A 16567-nucleotide genomic window follows, 5' to 3' on the forward strand; every position below is an offset into this window, starting at 1 on the left:
GGACCAGGTCGTCGGTGGGCTCACCGCGGCCGGAGTAGCGGTGGGCGAGGTGGCGGGCCAGCGGCAGCCAGGCCTCGATGGCCCGGTCGCGCAGGCGGGCCCGGCGGCGGTCCCCGCGTGGGGTCGCGGCCAGCCGGATCAGGAGCTCGGCGGCGGTTTCGGTACCCAGGGGCTCGGCGGGGCTGGCCGCGGGGTGCGCGTCACTGAGTGTGGTCGATGGGATCGTGACAGCGGTCATCGAGGAGGTCCTCCATCAAGCGGGCAGAGAGCCGTGCCCGCACGCGGCGACCGTTCATTTCTCCTTACGCTAGCTGCTCGGACGAGCCCTGACTAGCCGAAAGTATGAGTGACGTTGCGTGAGTGAATGTGAAGCCAGGCGGTGAACTCCTCGGCCGGCAACGGGCGGGACAGCAGGTAGCCCTGGACCACGTCACAGCCCTCGGCGGCCAGGTAGGCGTACGTGTCGGCGTCCTCCACCCCCTCGGCGACCACCCGCAGGTCGAGCGCGTGGCCGAGCTGCACCGCCGAGCGCACGACCGCCCGGTCCCGGTGGTCCGCGGCGACCCGCTGCACGAACGACTTGTCGATCTTCACCTCGTGCAGCGGCAGCTCCCGCAGCCGGCCCAGCGACGAGTAGCCGGTGCCGAAGTCGTCGATCGAGATCTCCACCCCCAGCGCGTGCAGCCGTTCGAGGGTGGCCAGGCTGCCGGCCGGGTCGGTCAGGATGGTGCTCTCGGTGATCTCCAGCGTCAGCGCCCGCGCCGGGTTGCCGGTCGCCTCCAGCAGCCGGGCCACCAGGTCGGGCAGCGCGGCGTCGAGCAGGCTGTTCGGTGACAGGTTGACCGCGACGTGCAGGTCGTGCCCGGCCCGGGCCCACTCGGCTCGGCTGCGCAGCGCCCGGTCCAGCACGTGCAGGGTCAGCGGCCAGACAAGGCCGCTGTGCTCGGCCAGCGGGATGAACACGTCCGGCGGGATCGGCCCCTGCTCGGGATGGTGCCAGCGGGCCAGGGCCTCGGCGCCGACCACCCGGCCGGTCCGCGGGTCGACCTTGGGCTGGTACGCGACCGCCAGCTCCCCCCGCTCCACGGCCCGGCGCAGGTCGGCGATGAGCGCCAGCCGCTGCGGGCTGTTGCGGTCCAGCTCGCTGTCGTAAAGACGCAGGCCGTGGCTCTCCTTGGCGGCGTACATGGCGACGTCGGCGTGCCGGATCAGGATCTCGGCGTCGTCACCGTGCAGCGGCGCCACCGCGACTCCGACACTGGCGCGCGGTGACAGCACCAGCGGCCCGATCCGGATCGGCTGGTCCACCACCCCGGCCAGTTCCGCGGCGGCGGCCAGGCCCGCCCCCGGGCTGCCGTCGGTGGGCAGCAGCACGGCGAACTCGTCGCCGCCGAAGCGGGCCACCCGGCCACGTCCGTCGAGGTGGGCGCGCAGCCGCTCGCCGACCTCGCACAGCAGCGCGTCACCGGTCTCATGGCCCAGCGCGTCGTTGATCTCCTTGAACCGGTCCAGGTCGAGCACCAGCACCGCCAGCCCCGGTCCGCCGGCGCGCTGGGCCCGCAGCCCGGCGTCGAGCAGGTCGTGGAAGTGCCGGCGGTTGGGCAGCCCGGAGAGCGGGTCGTGCAGCGCCAGGTGTTGCTTCTCGTCGGCCTCGCGGCGCAGCCGGTCGACCAGGTCGGCCCGGCCCAGCGCCGCGCCGGCGTGGTTCGCCAGCGCGCCGAGCAGCCGCAGCTTGGCCTCGGTGAAGCCGCCCGCGTCGGTGAGGCTGTCCGCGACGAGCAGGACCGCCCGGTGTTCGCCGAAGACCAGCGGCACGGCCATCGCGTCGCCCGCCGGGCCGGCCGGGCGCAGCACCGGGGTGCCCAGCAGCGCCGGCCCGAGCCAGGCGTCGGCGCCGGGGCTGCCCAGGCGTACCGCCGGGCGGCGGGACTGCCCGGCCAGCCGGGTGTGCCGCAGCTCGTCACCGTGCGCGACCACCAGTTCCGCCGTGCCCGCCCGCAGCACGTCGCGGGCCCGGTCCAGCACCACCGCGACGAGCTCGTCGATGCCGCCGGCCCCGTCGAGCGCGCGGGTGAAGTTGTAGAGCTGCTCCACCTCGGCGTTGCCGTCGCCCAGCGCGATGTAGGCGCGGTAGGCCAGCAGCAGCACAACGGCCACGATGCCGATGAGTGCCGGCGCCCACTGCGGTTCGGTGGCGGCCAGGAAGCTGATCAGGGCCCCCGTCGTGGTGACGACGACGAGCCAGGTGCTGCGCAGCGCGGCCGGCAGCCGGCGCCACTCCCCCGGGTCGTCGTGCACCGCGATCACGGCGGTGACCAGCACGGCGGCCACCGCGTCGGCGGCGATCATGGCCAGGTAGGCGGCCAGCACGGTCCGCAGCCCGACGCCCTCGGCGGAGATGCCGAGCACGTGCGGCGTGACGGCGTGAAAGACCAGGACGCCGACGCTCGCCTGGACGGCGAGCAGGGCGACGTTGAAGGCCAGCTTGGTGCCGCGCTGACCGCGTACGGCGACCAGCCCGGCCCCGCCGGCCAGGGCCCGGACCAGGATCACCGTGACCGGGTCGAAGCCGAGCAGCCCGAACACCATCGGGAACTCGGAGACGTTGATGCCGTGCGCGCCGCGACGGACCCGGACGTGCACGGTGAAGCCCTCGGTGAGGAAGAACAGCACCGCGAGCCCGGCCAGCCACCACAGCCCGCCGGGCAGCGCGGGCGCGGCGATGCCGTCGGCGGCGAGGACCAGCGCCACGGCGGCGGAGGCCGCGCCCATGCTCGCGGTGAGCAGACCCACCAGGAGCTGAGGACGCGGCCGCCGCCGGCGACGCTCTAGTGCCATGGCTCCCCGGTCCAGCCGGCCGCCGACCAGCTGCGCCCGCTCCAGGACCGGCCCGTCCAGGTCTGTGACGACCAGCTCCGTCCGCTCCAGAGGGCGCTCGACCAGCTGCGCCCCGACCACAGGGCGCCCGACCAGGACCGGCCGGTCCAGATGACCGGGGACCAGGTCTTCGGGCCGGTGTACGTCGAGGCCCAGGTGGTGCCGGTCCAGACGGAGCCGTTCCAGGAGCCGCCGATCCAGCTGCGCTGCGTGGCCGAGGCCTGCGTCCAGACCGGGGCGTTCCAGGGCTGGCCGAAGATGTCGCGTTCGCCGGTCAGCGGGGTGCCGGTGACGGAGTCGTAGACGTAGGCGCCGGCCCGCGAGGCCTCCAGCGAGCCCAGGCCGGTGGCGGCGACGTTGACCTGCCGGGTGTAGGTGGTCCGGGCCCGGGCGGCGCGGGCCACGTTGATCTGGCCCGCCCCGGCCGCGTACGGGTCGCCGCCGATGATCGGGTCGGCGGTGCTGGTCAGCAGCTTCTTGACGTCGTCGGGTCGCAGGCCGGGACGCTGCTGGAGCAGCAGAGCCACCGAGCCGGAGACCACCGCGGCCGCCTGGGACGTGCCACTGCCGCGCAGGAACCGCTGGTCGGGGTCGTCCAGCAGGCTGAGCCGGGCCCCCGGGTAGGTCCGGTCGATGTACGAGCCCGGGCTGCGCAGCGACACCACGGAACGCCCGGCGGCCAGCACGTCGGGGTGGCGCGCCGCGTTGCCCCGGTTGCTGAAGTCCGCGACGACGTCGTCGGTCCGCGGGTCGGTGCCCCGCGGATCGGCCCCGCCGACGGCGATGACGTCCGGGTCGGCGGCCGGCATGGTCAGGTTGTCGGCCGTGAAGCCGTCGTTGCCGGCGGCGACCACGACGACGATCCCGGCCTCCCAGGCCTTCTCGACGGCGAAGGCCAGCGGGTCCAGCGACGCGGGCTGGGTGGACTGGGTGCCGTACGACAGGTTCAGGACTTTGATGTTGAGCCCGGGGTCGTTGCGGTGCGCGACGACCCAGTCGATGCCGGCGATGACCTGGGAGACGTCGCTGGCCCCGTCGGCCGAGGCGACCTTGACGCTGACGATGTGCGCGCCCGGCGCCACGCCGGTGAAGCGGGTGCCGACCGTGAAAGTGGGGTCCTGGCCGGCGATGATGCCGGCCATGTGGGTGCCGTGCCCGAACGTGTCGAGGTGGCGCAGGTTGGCCGCCTGCGACTCGAAGGACAGGTCCGGTCCGTTGATGACCTTCCCGGCCCCGTCGAGGCCTTTGACCGGCGAGACCCCGGAGTCGATGAGCGCCACGCCGACGCCGGCCCCGGTCAGCGCGATGCCGGTGGCGGCGTCACCGTCGTCCGGATTGTCTTTGTCCGCCTTGTCGGCGCCTGCACCCCTGATGACGGTGCTCAGCTTGGTCGTGCCGGTCTGCACCAGCCAGTTCTGGCTCAGCCAGGGCGTGTCCGCGGCCGCGTGGGCGGGGGCGGCGACCGCGAGGGTGCCGGTCACGGTGACAGCGGTGACGGCCAGGGCCGCGAGTTTCCGCATGGATGCTCCTTCGGTGACACCGCTGCCCACGGGTCGGGGAGTCGCCCCTGGGCGCAGTGCCGGTACAGCCGCCCTATCGACCACGACCGCCGGGACTTGAACGGAATCGGCATGGCACCCGTCACGAGCGGGCAGATCCCCGGATGGCACGATTCGACACCGGGTGTGCGTGGGTACACAGACGTCAAACGCACCGGAGACGGAGTACTGGCATGGCCATTCTGGGTATCGACATCGGCGGTTCCGGCGTGAAGGGGGCGCCGGTCGACACCGTGCGGGGTGAGCTGCTCGAGGAGCGGTTCCGGGTCCCGACCCCGCAGCCCTCGGACGTCGGCAGCGTCGTGGAGGCGGTCGCCGAGGTCGCCGCCAAGTTCTCCGGTTACGACCGGGTGGGTGTCACCTTCCCCGGTGTGGTGGTCGACGGGGTCACCCGTACCGCCGCCAACGTCGACAAGTCGTGGCTCGACGCGCCCGCCGCGCAGCTGTTCACCGAGCGGCTCGGCAAGCCCGTGTCCGTGCTCAACGACGCCGACGCCGCGGGCGTCGCCGAGGTTGCCTTCGGCGCCGGGCACGACCAGCGCGGCCTGACGATGATGCTCACCTTCGGTACGGGCATCGGCAGCGCCCTGTTCCTGGACGGCACGCTCATCCCGAACACCGAGTTCGGCCACCTGGAGCTGGACGGCAAGGACGCCGAGCTGCGCGCCTCCGACCGGGCCCGCGAGCAGGAGGACCTGAGCTGGGAGAAGTGGGCCGGCCGGGTCCAGGAGTATCTGCGGCACGTGGAGATGCTGCTGTCGCCGCGGCTGTTCATCGTCGGTGGCGGCGTGAGCAAGAAGGCCGACAAGTGGCTGCCGCTGATCGAGATCCGTACCCCGATCGTGCCGGCCACCCTGCTCAACAACGCCGGCATCATCGGCGCCGCGGTCACCGCCGAGCAGGCCGACGGGCACCCCGGCGCGTTCCCCGTCGACGCCGACCAGCCGAGCTGAGGAGTCCCATGCCGCGCACCATCGCCACCAACACCGAGGTCGGCCGCGAGGAGCTCCTCGAGTTCGTCCGGCCCCGGCATCACGCGATCCTGATGACCACCCGCCGGGACGGGCGCCCGCAGGCGTCGCCGAACACCTGCGGGGTGGACGCCGAGGGCCGCATCGTGATCTCGACGTACCCGGAGCGGGCCAAGGCGATGAACATCCGCCGCGACCCGCGGGTCAGCGTCTGCGTGCTCTCCGACGACTTCGGCGGCCCGTGGGTGCAGGTCGACGGCACAGCAGAGGTCATCGACCTGCCGGAGTCGGTCGAGCCCCTGGTCGAGTACTTCCGGAGCATCTCCGGTGAGCACCCGGACTGGGACGAGTACCGCCAGGCCATGCGTGACCAGGGCAAGTCCCTGATCCGGATCACCGTCGAGCGGTGGGGGCCGATCGCCACCGGCGGCTTCCCGGCCCGCCTGGCCTGACGGCGTCCTCCCGATCGGTCCGGGCCGGTTCTGGTTCGGTGCGACCCCGGCGGGTACGCCTGCCGGGGACACCCCGCCCGACAACCGGCAAAGGAGCCGAGCATGACGGACGTCGCAAGCAAGGGTTCCGCCCCCGACGACCGCCGGGACGTGCTGACCACCCGGCAGGGCCATCCGGTCTTCGACAACCAGAACCAGCGCACGGTCGGCGCGCGCGGGCCGGCGACGCTGGAGAACTACCACTTCCTGGAGAAGATCAGCCACTTCGACCGCGAGCGCATCCCCGAGCGGGTCGTGCACGCGCGCGGCGTCACCGCCTTCGGCCACTTCGAGGCGTACGGCCAGTGGGGTGACGAACCGATCGACCGGTTCACCCGGGCCAAGCTGTTCCAGGAGCCCGGCAAGCGCACCGACGTGGCGCTGCGCTTCTCCACGGTGATCGGCGGGCGCGACTCCAGCGAGGCGGCCCGGGACCCGCGCGGCTTCGCGGTGAAGTTCTACACCGAGGACGGCAACTGGGACCTCGTCGGCAACAACCTGGGAGTCTTCTTCATCCGGGACGCCGTCAAGTTCCCCGACGTGATCCACGCGCTCAAGCCGGACCCGGTGGACTTCGAGCAGAAGCCGAACCGGATCTTCGACTTCATGTCGCAGACGCCTGAGTCGATGCACATGCTGGTCAACCTGTTCAGCCCGCGCGGCATCCCGGCCGACTACCGGCACATGCAGGGCTTCGGGGTGAACACCTACAAGTGGGTCAACGAGGCCGGCGAGAGCGTGCTGGTCAAATACCACTGGATGCCCAAGCTGGGCGTGCGCAGCATGACCGAGGAGGACGCCGCGAACGTGCAGGCGGGCGGGCTCGGGCACGCCACCAAGGACCTGTACGCGGCGATCGGTGCCGGCGACCTCCCCGAATGGGAGCTGCTGGTGCAGATGATGAGCGACGACGAGCACCCGGAGCTGGACTTCGACCCGCTGGACGACACCAAGGTGTGGCCGGAGAACGAGTTCCCGCCGCGGCCGGTGGGGCGCCTGGTGCTCGACCGGATGCCGGAGAACTACTTCGCCGAGAACGAGCAGATCGCGTTCGGCACCGGCGTGCTGGTCGACGGACTCGACTTCTCCGACGACAAGATGCTCATCGGGCGCACGTTCTCGTACTCGGACACGCAGCGCTACCGGGTCGGCCCGAACTACCTGCAGCTGCCGGTCAACCAGGCCCGCAACGCGTCCGTCCGGACCAACCAGCGTGACGGCCAGATGGCCTTCCACCAGGACCTGGCCGGGCAGAACCCGCACGTCAACTACGAGCCGTCGATCACCGGCGGGCTGCGCGAGGCGCAGTACCCGAGCCACGACGAGCAGGGTCCGGTGATCACCGGGCGGCTGACCCGCAAGCGGCTGCCGCGCACGAACGACTACGCCCAGGCGGGCCAGCGCTACCTGCTGATGGAGCAGTGGGAGCGCGACGACCTGGTGCGCAACTTCGTCGATCTGCTGGCCCAGTGCGACCGGCCGATCCAGGAGCGGATGGTCTGGCACTTCCTGCTGGTGGAGAACGAGCTGGGCCTGCGGGTCGGCGAGGGTCTCAAGATCAGCCCGGAGGACGTCCGCGGCCTGCGACCGCTGAACGGCCAGACGCTCACCGACGAGGACCGGGAGCGCCTGGCCCACCTGGGCACCAACCCGCCCCGGGACGTGGCCGGCCTGAAGATGACCCACTGCGTCCCCGACGAACGCGCCAAAGTGATCCGCTAAGCGGCGACGGCTCCCAGCAGATACAGCAGGGTCTCGCGGTGCAGGTCCGCCACCGGTTCGAGCAGGTCCGGGTGGCGGAGCAGGGCCGCGGCCTCCAGGTCGCGGGGGTCCGGGGCGGTCAGCCGGCGGAACTCGCTGGGCAGGTCGCCCGCCTTGCGCGGCCGCGGCCGGGGCCGGCCGTCCGCGACCGGCACCGCCGCGGCCACCGAGTCCACCGCCCGTGCGGCCAGCACCGGGTCGGCCAGCAGGCAGGCGGCCCAGCTGACCGCGACCTCGTCGACCCAGGTGCGCCAGCCCTCGTCCTCGGCCAGCTCGTCGTCGGGCTCGCTGCCGACCCGCCAGTCCAGCACCGCCGAGCCGCCCGGCCCGGCCATGGCGACCAGCTCGGCGTCCACCGGGGTCGGGTAGCGCAGCCACGCGGCGACCGTCACGGCCTGACGGGCCTGGAGCTCGGCCAGGGTGTCCGCGGCCCGGTCGGCGCCGCTGGACGGGTACGCCCGGACCAGCCAGTGCGTGCTCGCCGCGATGACCGGCGACAGCGCGGTGGACGGTCCGGCCATGTGTGCCCCCAAGAGTTGGCGCACACCCCGTCGCGGGGTGCGTCACGCTACCTCTCGGCGGTGGGCGGTCCCGCTTGAGTAGCCTCGCCCCGATGGCAACCCACGGCAACCGACGCGCAACGAGCTTCACGCGGGTCGCCTCCGGCACGGCCTCGCTGGAGCCGGACCGCCACCGGGAGCGGGGCTGGACGCTGCTGGTCGACGGGGTGCCGCAGTCGTACGTCGATCTGGCCGATCCCACCTACCTGGGCTTCGCATACGTGCGCCGGCTGGCCACGGTGCTGCGGTTGGCGGCCCCTGCGGCCGTACCGTTGACCGTCCTGCATCTCGGCGGCGGTGCACTCACGCTGCCCCGCTGGGTGGCCGCGACGCGACCCGGGTCCGCGCAGACGGTGGTGGAACGCGACGGCCTGCTGCTCGCGCTGGTCTCCCGGTCGCTGCCCTGGCCATCCGCCGTCGAGGTCGTGGTGGGTGATGCCCGCGAGTTCGTCGACGACGGCCCGGTCCGGGGGTACGACGTGATCGTGGTCGACGTGTTCGAGGGCGCGGCGATGCCGGCGAGCGTGGCCGGGGTGGGCTTCGCGACGGCCGCCGCCCGGCTGCTGCGCCCGGCCGGGGTGCTGGCGATGAACCTCACCGACGTGCCGCCGCTGTCCTACTCACGCATCCAGGCGGCGACGCTGCGCGCGGCGTTCGGCGACGTGGCCCTGATCGCCCCGCCGGGCATGCTGCGTGGCCGCAAGGCGGGCAACGTGGTGCTCGCGGCGACCCATGGGCCGGGAGTGCTGGACGTCGAGCGGCTCACCCGTTCCGTGGCCCGCGACCCCGAGCCGGCCCGGGTCTGGCACGGCGCGGAATTGAGCGGTTTCCTGGCCGGCGCGATGGCGCGCCTCGACGGGCCGCGCTAATTGCTCTCCGGTAGGTTGGACGCACCGGGTGCGCGGCTGTTTGCGGTTGCTCCATAGCGGAGAAACCTGTCCTGACGGCTGCCCAATTCGCCCGTCGCCGTGCCCGCCCCCGCGCTCGAAGATTACGGTGGAGATCATGACCGGTCGCTTTCCCATCGAAGATGTGACGCCATCGGTGTCCTGTGGCCGCTACCCCGCGAAAGCGGTGGTCGGCGAGCTCGTCCCCATCTCGGCGGTGTCCTATCGGGAAGGCCACCACGCCCTCGGCGTGAACGTGGTATGGCAGGGCCCCGAGGGCGAGGCCGAGCCGTTCACCCGGCTCACCCCGGGCGAGCCCGGCCTGGACAGATGGCACGGCGTGATCAAGCCGGACCGGGTGGGCCGGTGGACGTTCACCATCGAGGCGTTCGACGACCCCTACCAGACCTGGCGCAACGCCGTGACCAAGAAGATCGGCGCCGGGCAGGGGCTCGAGGACCTGGCCAACGACCTCGCCGAGGGCGCCGAACTGCTGGACCTGGCGGCCAAGATCGTGCCCCACGACGAGGAGGAGCGGGTCCGCGACGCGGCCGCCGCCCTGCGCGACCCGCAGCGCTCGCTGTTCTCCCGGGTCTCCCCCGGCCTGGAGCTGGAGGAGCTGCTCTGGCAGCACCCGGTCCGCCAGCTGGTGACCACCACCCGCTCGTACGCGATCTGGGTCGACCGTCAGCGGGCCCTGTTCTCGTCGTGGTACGAGTTCTTCCCGCGCTCCGAGGGCGCCGAGATCGGGCCGGACGCGACCCCGGTCAAGCACGGCACCTTCGCGACCGCCGCCGAGCGCATCCCGGCCGTCGCCGCGATGGGCTTCGACGTGCTCTACCTGCCCCCGATCCACCCGATCGGCAAGATCAACCGTAAGGGCCGCAACAACACGCTGGTGGCCCGCGAGGGCATCGACGTGGGCTCGCCCTGGGCGATCGGCTCCGACGAGGGCGGCCACGACGCGATCCACCCGCAGCTGGGCACGCTGGACGACTTCCGGGCGTTCATCGGCACGGCCCACGAGCACGGCCTCGAGGTCGCGATGGACCTGGCGCTGCAGTGCGCTCCGGACCACCCGTGGGTCACCGAGCACCCGGAGTGGTTCACCACCCGCGCCGACGGCACGATCGCGTACGCGGAGAACCCGCCCAAGAAATACCAGGACATCTACCCGCTGAACTTCGACAACGACCCCAAGGGACTGCGCGAGGAGGTCCTGCGCGTCGTCCTGCACTGGGTGTCCAACGGGGTCAAGATCTTCCGGGTCGACAACCCGCACACCAAGACGCTGAACTTCTGGCAGTGGGTCATCGCCAAGATCAAGGACGTCGACCCGGACGTGCTGTTCCTGGCCGAGGCGTTCACCCGGCCGGCCATGATGAACGGGCTCGGCAAGATCGGCTTCACCCAGTCGTACACGTACTTCACCTGGCGCACCACGGCCTGGGAGATGCGGGAGTACCTCGGCCAGCTCAAGGCCTCGATCGACTGGATGCGGCCCAACTTCTGGCCCAACACCCCGGACATCCTGCACGAGTCGCTGCAGCACGGCGGCCCGCCGATGTTCAAGATCCGCACCGTGCTGGCCAGCATGCTCTCGCCGTCCTGGGGCATGTACTCAGGGCTGGAGCTCTTCGAGCACGTGGCCCGGCCGGGCGCGGAGGAGTACATCGACAACGAGAAGTTCGAGCTGAAGCCGCGGGACTGGGCGGCGGCCGAGCGGGCCGGGCGCAGCCTGGCGCCGTACATCACCAAGCTGAACACGATCCGGCGGGAGAACCCGGCGCTGCACTGGTTGCGGAACCTGGAATTCCACGAGATCGACAACGCCTCTCTGCTGTGCTGGTCGAAGCGGGATCCGGAGTCGGGCAACACCGTTCTGGTGATCTGCTCGTTCGACTCGGCGAACGTGCAGTGGGGCAACACGACACTCGACATGCCCGCGCTGGGCCTGGACTGGCACGAGCAGTTCACCGTGACGGACCAGCTCACCGGGGCGACGTACGAGTGGGGACAGCACAACCCGGTCCGGATCGACCCGTACGTCGAGCCCGCACATGTGTTCGTGGTGCACCCGCGCCGATAGGCAGTACAAGCGATTCAGTTCCTGCGGGGTGGGGTAGGTGAACGTCTGATGGACCTGACGAGCGAACTCGGCGAGAACGTCGAGCACGATCCCGCGGAGGGCAGCCACGTCGAGGACGGTGTGGTCGAGCACCCGACCGCCGACGACTTCGGGCATGCCCGCGCATTGCCGGCCGACCGGACCTGGTTCAAACGCGCCGTCTTCTACGAGGTGCTGGTCCGGGCCTTCTACGACTCCAGCTCGGACGGCTCCGGCGACCTGCGCGGGCTGATCGAGCGCCTGGACTACCTGCAGTGGCTCGGCGTCGACTGCCTGTGGCTGCCGCCGTTCTACGACTCACCGCTGCGCGACGGCGGGTACGACATCCGCGACTTCTACCGGGTGCTGCCGGAGTTCGGCACGGTCGAGGACTTCGTCGCCCTGCTCGACGCGGCGCACAAGCGCGGCATCCGGGTCATCACCGACCTGGTCATGAACCACACCTCGGACTCGCACGCGTGGTTCCAGGAGTCGCGCCGCGACCCTGACGGCCCGTACGGCGACTACTACGTGTGGAGCGACACCAGCGAGCCGTACTCCGACGCCCGGATCATCTTCGTCGACACCGAGGAGTCGAACTGGACGTTCGACCCGGTCCGCCGGCAGTTCTACTGGCACCGGTTCTTCTCGCACCAGCCCGACCTCAACTACGACAACCCGGCCGTGCAGGAAGCGATGATCGACGTCCTGCGCTTCTGGCTGGACCTCGGCATCGACGGCTTCCGGTTGGACGCGGTGCCGTACCTGTTCGAGCGCGAGGGCACCAACTGCGAGAACCTGCCGGAGACGCACGCGTTCCTCAAGCACTGCCGCAAGGTCATCGACGACGAGTTCCCCGGCCGGGTGCTGCTCGCCGAGGCCAACCAGTGGCCCGCCGACGTGGTCGAATACTTCGGTGACGCCGACACCGGCGGCGACGAGTGCCACATGGCGTTCCACTTCCCGCTGATGCCGCGCATCTTCATGGCGGTGCGCCGCGAGTCCCGCTTCCCCATCTCCGAGATCCTGGCCCAGACGCCGGCCATCCCGGACATGGCCCAGTGGGGCATCTTCCTGCGCAACCACGACGAGCTGACCCTCGAGATGGTCACCGACGAAGAGCGCGACTACATGTTCACCGAGTACGCGAAAGACCCGCGGATGAAGGCCAACGTGGGCATCCGCCGGCGGCTCGCCCCGCTGCTGGAGAACGACCGCAACCAGATCGAGCTGTTCACCGCCCTGCTGCTGTCGCTGCCCGGCTCGCCGGTGCTGTACTACGGCGACGAGATCGGCATGGGCGACAACATCTGGCTCGGTGACCGCGACGGCGTGCGTACCCCGATGCAGTGGACGCCCGACCGCAACGCGGGCTTCTCCACCGCCAACCCCGGCCGGCTCTACCTGCCGGCCAACCAGGATCCGATCTACGGCTACCAGTCGGTGAACGTGGAGGCCCAGCGGGACAGCTCGACGTCGCTGCTCAACTGGACCCGCACCATGCTGGCGGTCCGCCGCCGCCACGAGGCGTTCGCCACCGGCTCCTTCCGTGAGCTCGGCGGCTCCAACCCGTCGGTGCTCGCGTTCCTGCGCGAGGACGGCGACGACGTGGTCCTCTGCGTCAACAACCTCTCGCGGTTCCCCCAGCCCATCGAGCTGAACCTGCAGCACTGGAACGGGTACACGCCGGTCGAGCTGACCGGGCACGTGAACTTCCCGCGCATCGGCCAGCTGCCGTACCTGCTGACCCTGCCGGGACACGGGTTCTACTGGTTCCAGCTGTGCGGGTCCGAGGAGAAGCAATGACGCTGCCCTACGCCGAATGGCTCCCCCAGCAACGCTGGTACGCGGGTCGCAGCCGCACCCTCGCCGACGTCAAGCAGGCGTCGTCCACGCCGTTGAAGGACGACCTGGACCTGGTGCTGCTGGACGTCTCGTACACCGACGGCAGCTCCGAGCGCTATCAGGTGCTGGTCGCCTGGGACTCCGGGCCGATCTCGGAATACAGCACCGTGGCGACCATCGGCACGGACGGCGACCGCACCGGCTACGACGGCCTGTACGACCCGGAGGCCGCGACCTACCTGCTGTCGCTGATCTCCTCCGACGCCACGGCCGGGGACATCGTGTTCTCCTCCGAGCCCGGGGCGACCTTCCCGCTGGAGCACGCGTCGCGGGTCTTCGACGCCGAGCAGAGCAACACCAGCGTGATCTTCGAGCAGGAGGCCATCCTCAAGGTCTTCCGCCGGGTCGACTGCGGCATCAACCCCGACATCGAGCTCAACCGGGTGCTCGGCCGGGCCGGCAACCCGCACGTGGCCAAGCTGCTCGGCTCGTTCGAGACCACCGAGGGCGGCGAGCCGTGCCCGCTGGGCATGGTGACCGCGTACGCGCTCAACTCCGCCGAGGGCTGGGCGATGGCCACCGCCAGCGCCCGCGACCTGTTCGCCGACGCGGAGATGGGCGCCGACGAGGTGGGCGGCGACTTCGCCGGTGAGTCGTACCGCCTCGGTGAAGCGGTGGCCTCGGTGCACAAGACACTCGCCGACGAGCTGGGCGCGGGCCCGTCGCCGTTCCCGGTGGACGCGGTCATCGCCCGGCTGGCGACCGCGACCGCGGCCGTGCCCGAGCTGAACGAGTACGTCCCGGCCATCGAGGAACGCTTCCGCAAGCTCACCGGCGAGCAGGTCACGGTCCAGCGGGTGCACGGCGACCTGCACCTGGGCCAGGTGCTGCGGGTGCCGGAGGCCTGGCTGCTCATCGACTTCGAGGGCGAGCCGGGCCAGCCGCTCGACGAGCGGCGGCTGCCCGACTCGCCGCTGCGCGACATCGCCGGCGTGCTGCGCAGCTACGAGTACGCCGCCTACCAGCTGCTGGTGGACCAGGACGACAACGAGCACCTCGCCGCCCGGGCCCGCGAATGGGTCGACCGCAACCGCACCGCCTTCTGCGACGGGTACGCGGCCGCCTCCGGCCACGACCCGCGGGAGCAGGGTGCGCTGCTGGCGGCGTACGAGCTCGACAAGGCGGTCTACGAGGCCGCGTACGAATCCCGGCACCGGCCCGGCTGGCTGCGCATCCCGCTGCGGTCGATCGCGCGGCTCGCCGGCTGATGACCCCGTCCGACCGCCCCGCCACCGCCCTTGACCGGACTGAAGATTTTCTTCTAGGAGTTCCGATGCAGACCACCCCGTCGCCGTCCCTGGCCGGCGATCAGCGCGCGATGAACGCCGTGATGGCCGGCGACACGCACGACCCGCACAGCCTGCTCGGCACGCACCCGAGCGGCGACCACACGGTGATCCGCACGCTGCGCAAGGGCGCCAAGGAGGTCAGCCTCGTCATCGGTGACGAACGCGTCCCGATGACGGCGGTGCACCCCGACGGCATCTTCGCCGCCTCGGTGCCCGGCACGGTGCTCGACTACCGGATCGACGTCGAGGGCACCGTCTGCGACGACCCGTACCGGCATCTGCCCACCCTCGGTGAGCTCGACCTGCACCTGATCGGTGAGGGCCGGCACGAGAAGCTGTGGAAGGTGCTCGGCGCCCAGGCCAAGGGCGACGGCGTCGCCTTCGCCGTGTGGGCGCCCGGCGCCCGCGGCGTGCAGCTGATCGGCGACTTCGCCGGCTGGGGGCCGTTCGACGGCCTGCCGATGCGGTCGCTGGGCAGCAGCGGCGTCTGGGAGCTGTACGTGCCCGGCGCCTCCTCCGGCACCAAGTACAAGTTCAAGATCCTCGGCCGGGACGGCGTCTGGCGCGAGAAGGCCGACCCGCTGGCCCAGCACACCGAGGTGCCGCCGCGCACGGCGTCGGTCGTGTACGAGTCGTCGTACGAGTGGCAGGACGCCGACTGGATGACCCAGCGCGCGACCAAGCAGTGGCACCAGGAACCGATGAGCGCGTACGAGGTGCACCTCGGCTCGTGGCGCCCCGGCCTGTCCTACACGGAGCTCGCCGAGCAGCTGGTCGACTACGTGGTCGAGACCGGCTTCACGCACGTCGAGCTGATGCCGGTCATGGAGCACCCGTTCGGCGGCTCGTGGGGTTACCAGGTCACCGGCTACTTCGCACCGACGTCGCGCTTCGGCTCTCCCGACGAGTTCCGCTACCTGGTCGACAAGCTGCACCAGGCCGGCATCGGCGTCATCCTCGACTGGGTGCCCGCGCACTTCCCCAAGGACGAATGGGCGCTGGCCCGCTTCGACGGCACCCCGCTCTACGAGCACGGCGACTGGCGGCGCGGCGAGCACCCGGACTGGGGCACGTACGTCTTCGACTTCGGCCGGCGCGAGGTCCGCAACTTCCTGGTCGCCAACGCCAACTACTGGTGCGAGGAGTTCCACGCCGACGGGCTGCGGGTCGACGCGGTCGCCTCGATGCTCTACCTGGACTACTCCCGCAAGGACGGCGAGTGGACCCCGAACCAGTACGGCGGCCGGGAGAACCTCGACGCGATCAGCTTCCTGCAGGAGATGAACGCGACCGTCTACCGCAACAACCCCGGCGTGGTCACCATCGCCGAGGAGTCGACGGCCTGGCCGGGCGTCACCCGCCCCACCCACCTCGGCGGCCTGGGCTTCGGCTTCAAGTGGAACATGGGCTGGATGAACGACACCCTCTCGTACATGGAGAAGGAGCCGATCTACCGGCAGTGGCACCACCACCAGATGACCTTCGCCACCGTGTACGCGTGGAGCGAGAACTACATCCTGCCGATCAGCCACGACGAGGTCGTGCACGGCAAGGGCTCGCTCACCGGCAAGATGCCCGGCGACCAGTGGCAGCAGCTGGCCAACACCCGGGCGCTGCTGGGCTTCATGTGGGCCTTCACCGGCAAGCAGCTGATCTTCATGGGCGCCGAGATGGGCGACCAGCGGGAGTGGAGCGAGGAACGCGGCCTCGACTGGGACCTGCTGGCCGACGAGAGCCGCGGCGGCGGCATCCACAAGCTGGTCAAGGACCTGAACAAGGCGTACCGGGACATCCCGGCGCTGTGGACGCAGGACACCACGGCGAGCGGCTTCCGCTGGATCACCAGCGAGGACTCGCAGCACAACACGTTCTCGTTCCTGCGCCTGGCCCCGAACGGCGACACGCTGGCCTGTGTGGTCAACTTCGCCGCGGTCCCGCACGACAACTACCGCATCGGCCTGCCCCGGGCCGGCGTCTGGCGCGAGGTCGTCAACACCGACAGCACCCTGTACGGCGGCTCGGGTGTGGGCAACCTCGGCGAGGTGCACGCGGAGGAGATGCCGTGGCACGGGCTGAACGCGTCGGCGTCGTTGCGCGTACCGCCGCTGGGCGCGGTCTGGCTGCACCTCGAGGGCTGAGCCGCTCTTTGCGAGGAGGCGG

Annotated in this window: 11 protein-coding genes and 1 pseudogene; 8 read left to right on the top strand and 4 right to left on the bottom strand. The window is 71.1% G+C overall.

Translation table 11 applies throughout. The features are described from left to right. The 3 genes and pseudogenes from ACZ6S4_RS24820 to ACZ6S4_RS24830 all read right to left on the bottom strand — a co-directional run. A pseudogene (locus ACZ6S4_RS24820) lies at positions 1 to 238 on the bottom strand (RNA polymerase sigma factor SigF); the annotation flags it as partial. Between the two features lie 92 nt (positions 239 to 330). Next, the gene (locus ACZ6S4_RS24825; protein WP_465477191.1) at positions 331 to 2838 is read right to left on the bottom strand and encodes a putative bifunctional diguanylate cyclase/phosphodiesterase; all 2508 of its coding nucleotides are present in this window, start codon (positions 2836 to 2838) and stop codon (positions 331 to 333) included. Next, positions 2829 to 4397 carry a S8 family serine peptidase gene (locus tag ACZ6S4_RS24830; RefSeq protein ID WP_465477192.1) on the bottom strand — a complete coding sequence of 523 codons (1569 nt, stop codon included), beginning with the start codon at positions 4395 to 4397 and terminating at the stop codon, positions 2829 to 2831. Before ACZ6S4_RS24830 ends, ACZ6S4_RS24825 begins: the two co-directional genes overlap by 10 nt. A 212-nt stretch (positions 4398 to 4609) precedes the next feature. On the opposite strand from ACZ6S4_RS24830, the gene ppgK reads away from it, so the two are divergent. The 3 genes from ppgK to ACZ6S4_RS24845 all read left to right on the top strand — a co-directional run bounded on the left by ppgK (position 4610) and on the right by ACZ6S4_RS24845 (position 7620). Continuing rightward, positions 4610 to 5389 (top strand): polyphosphate--glucose phosphotransferase, encoded by a 780-nt coding sequence (gene ppgK / locus ACZ6S4_RS24835; RefSeq protein ID WP_465477193.1) that lies wholly within the window; start codon positions 4610 to 4612, stop codon positions 5387 to 5389. A gap of 8 nt (positions 5390 to 5397) precedes the next feature. Next, a complete protein-coding gene (locus ACZ6S4_RS24840) occupies positions 5398 to 5859 on the top strand; it encodes a PPOX class F420-dependent oxidoreductase (RefSeq protein WP_465477194.1) in 462 nt (153 codons plus the stop codon). Between the two features lie 102 nt (positions 5860 to 5961). Beyond that, complete coding sequence (locus ACZ6S4_RS24845) at positions 5962 to 7620, top strand: catalase (RefSeq protein WP_465477195.1); 1659 nt, start codon at positions 5962 to 5964, stop codon at positions 7618 to 7620. Here ACZ6S4_RS24845 and ACZ6S4_RS24850 read toward each other — a convergent pair. Further along, entirely contained in the window at positions 7617 to 8180 is a 564-nt protein-coding gene (locus ACZ6S4_RS24850) for a hypothetical protein (RefSeq protein WP_465477196.1), read from the bottom strand. The genes ACZ6S4_RS24845 and ACZ6S4_RS24850 overlap by 4 nt on opposite strands. A gap of 92 nt (positions 8181 to 8272) precedes the next feature. Between ACZ6S4_RS24850 and ACZ6S4_RS24855 the strand changes: the two genes are divergently transcribed. The 5 genes from ACZ6S4_RS24855 to glgB all read left to right on the top strand — a co-directional run bounded on the left by ACZ6S4_RS24855 (position 8273) and on the right by glgB (position 16545). Further along, positions 8273 to 9088, top strand: coding sequence for a spermidine synthase (locus ACZ6S4_RS24855; protein WP_465477197.1), 816 nt, complete (start codon positions 8273 to 8275; stop codon positions 9086 to 9088). 136 nt (positions 9089 to 9224) lie between these two features. Continuing rightward, the gene (locus ACZ6S4_RS24860; protein WP_465477198.1) at positions 9225 to 11195 is read left to right on the top strand and encodes an alpha-1,4-glucan--maltose-1-phosphate maltosyltransferase; all 1971 of its coding nucleotides are present in this window, start codon (positions 9225 to 9227) and stop codon (positions 11193 to 11195) included. A 48-nt stretch (positions 11196 to 11243) separates the two neighbouring features. Further along, complete coding sequence (treS, locus tag ACZ6S4_RS24865) at positions 11244 to 13019, top strand: maltose alpha-D-glucosyltransferase (protein ID WP_465477199.1); 1776 nt, start codon at positions 11244 to 11246, stop codon at positions 13017 to 13019. Further along, on the top strand, positions 13016 to 14326 hold the full coding sequence (locus ACZ6S4_RS24870; RefSeq protein ID WP_465477200.1) for a maltokinase N-terminal cap-like domain-containing protein: 1311 nt from the start codon (positions 13016 to 13018) through the stop codon (positions 14324 to 14326). Before treS ends, ACZ6S4_RS24870 begins: the two co-directional genes overlap by 4 nt. Positions 14327 to 14436: 110 nt before the next feature. Beyond that, the gene (gene glgB, locus ACZ6S4_RS24875) at positions 14437 to 16545 is read left to right on the top strand and encodes a 1,4-alpha-glucan branching protein GlgB (protein ID WP_465477433.1); all 2109 of its coding nucleotides are present in this window, start codon (positions 14437 to 14439) and stop codon (positions 16543 to 16545) included. The last annotated feature ends 22 nt before the right edge of the window (positions 16546 to 16567 follow it).

The sequence above is a fragment of the Actinoplanes sp. NPDC051405 genome, from assembly GCF_055586185.1.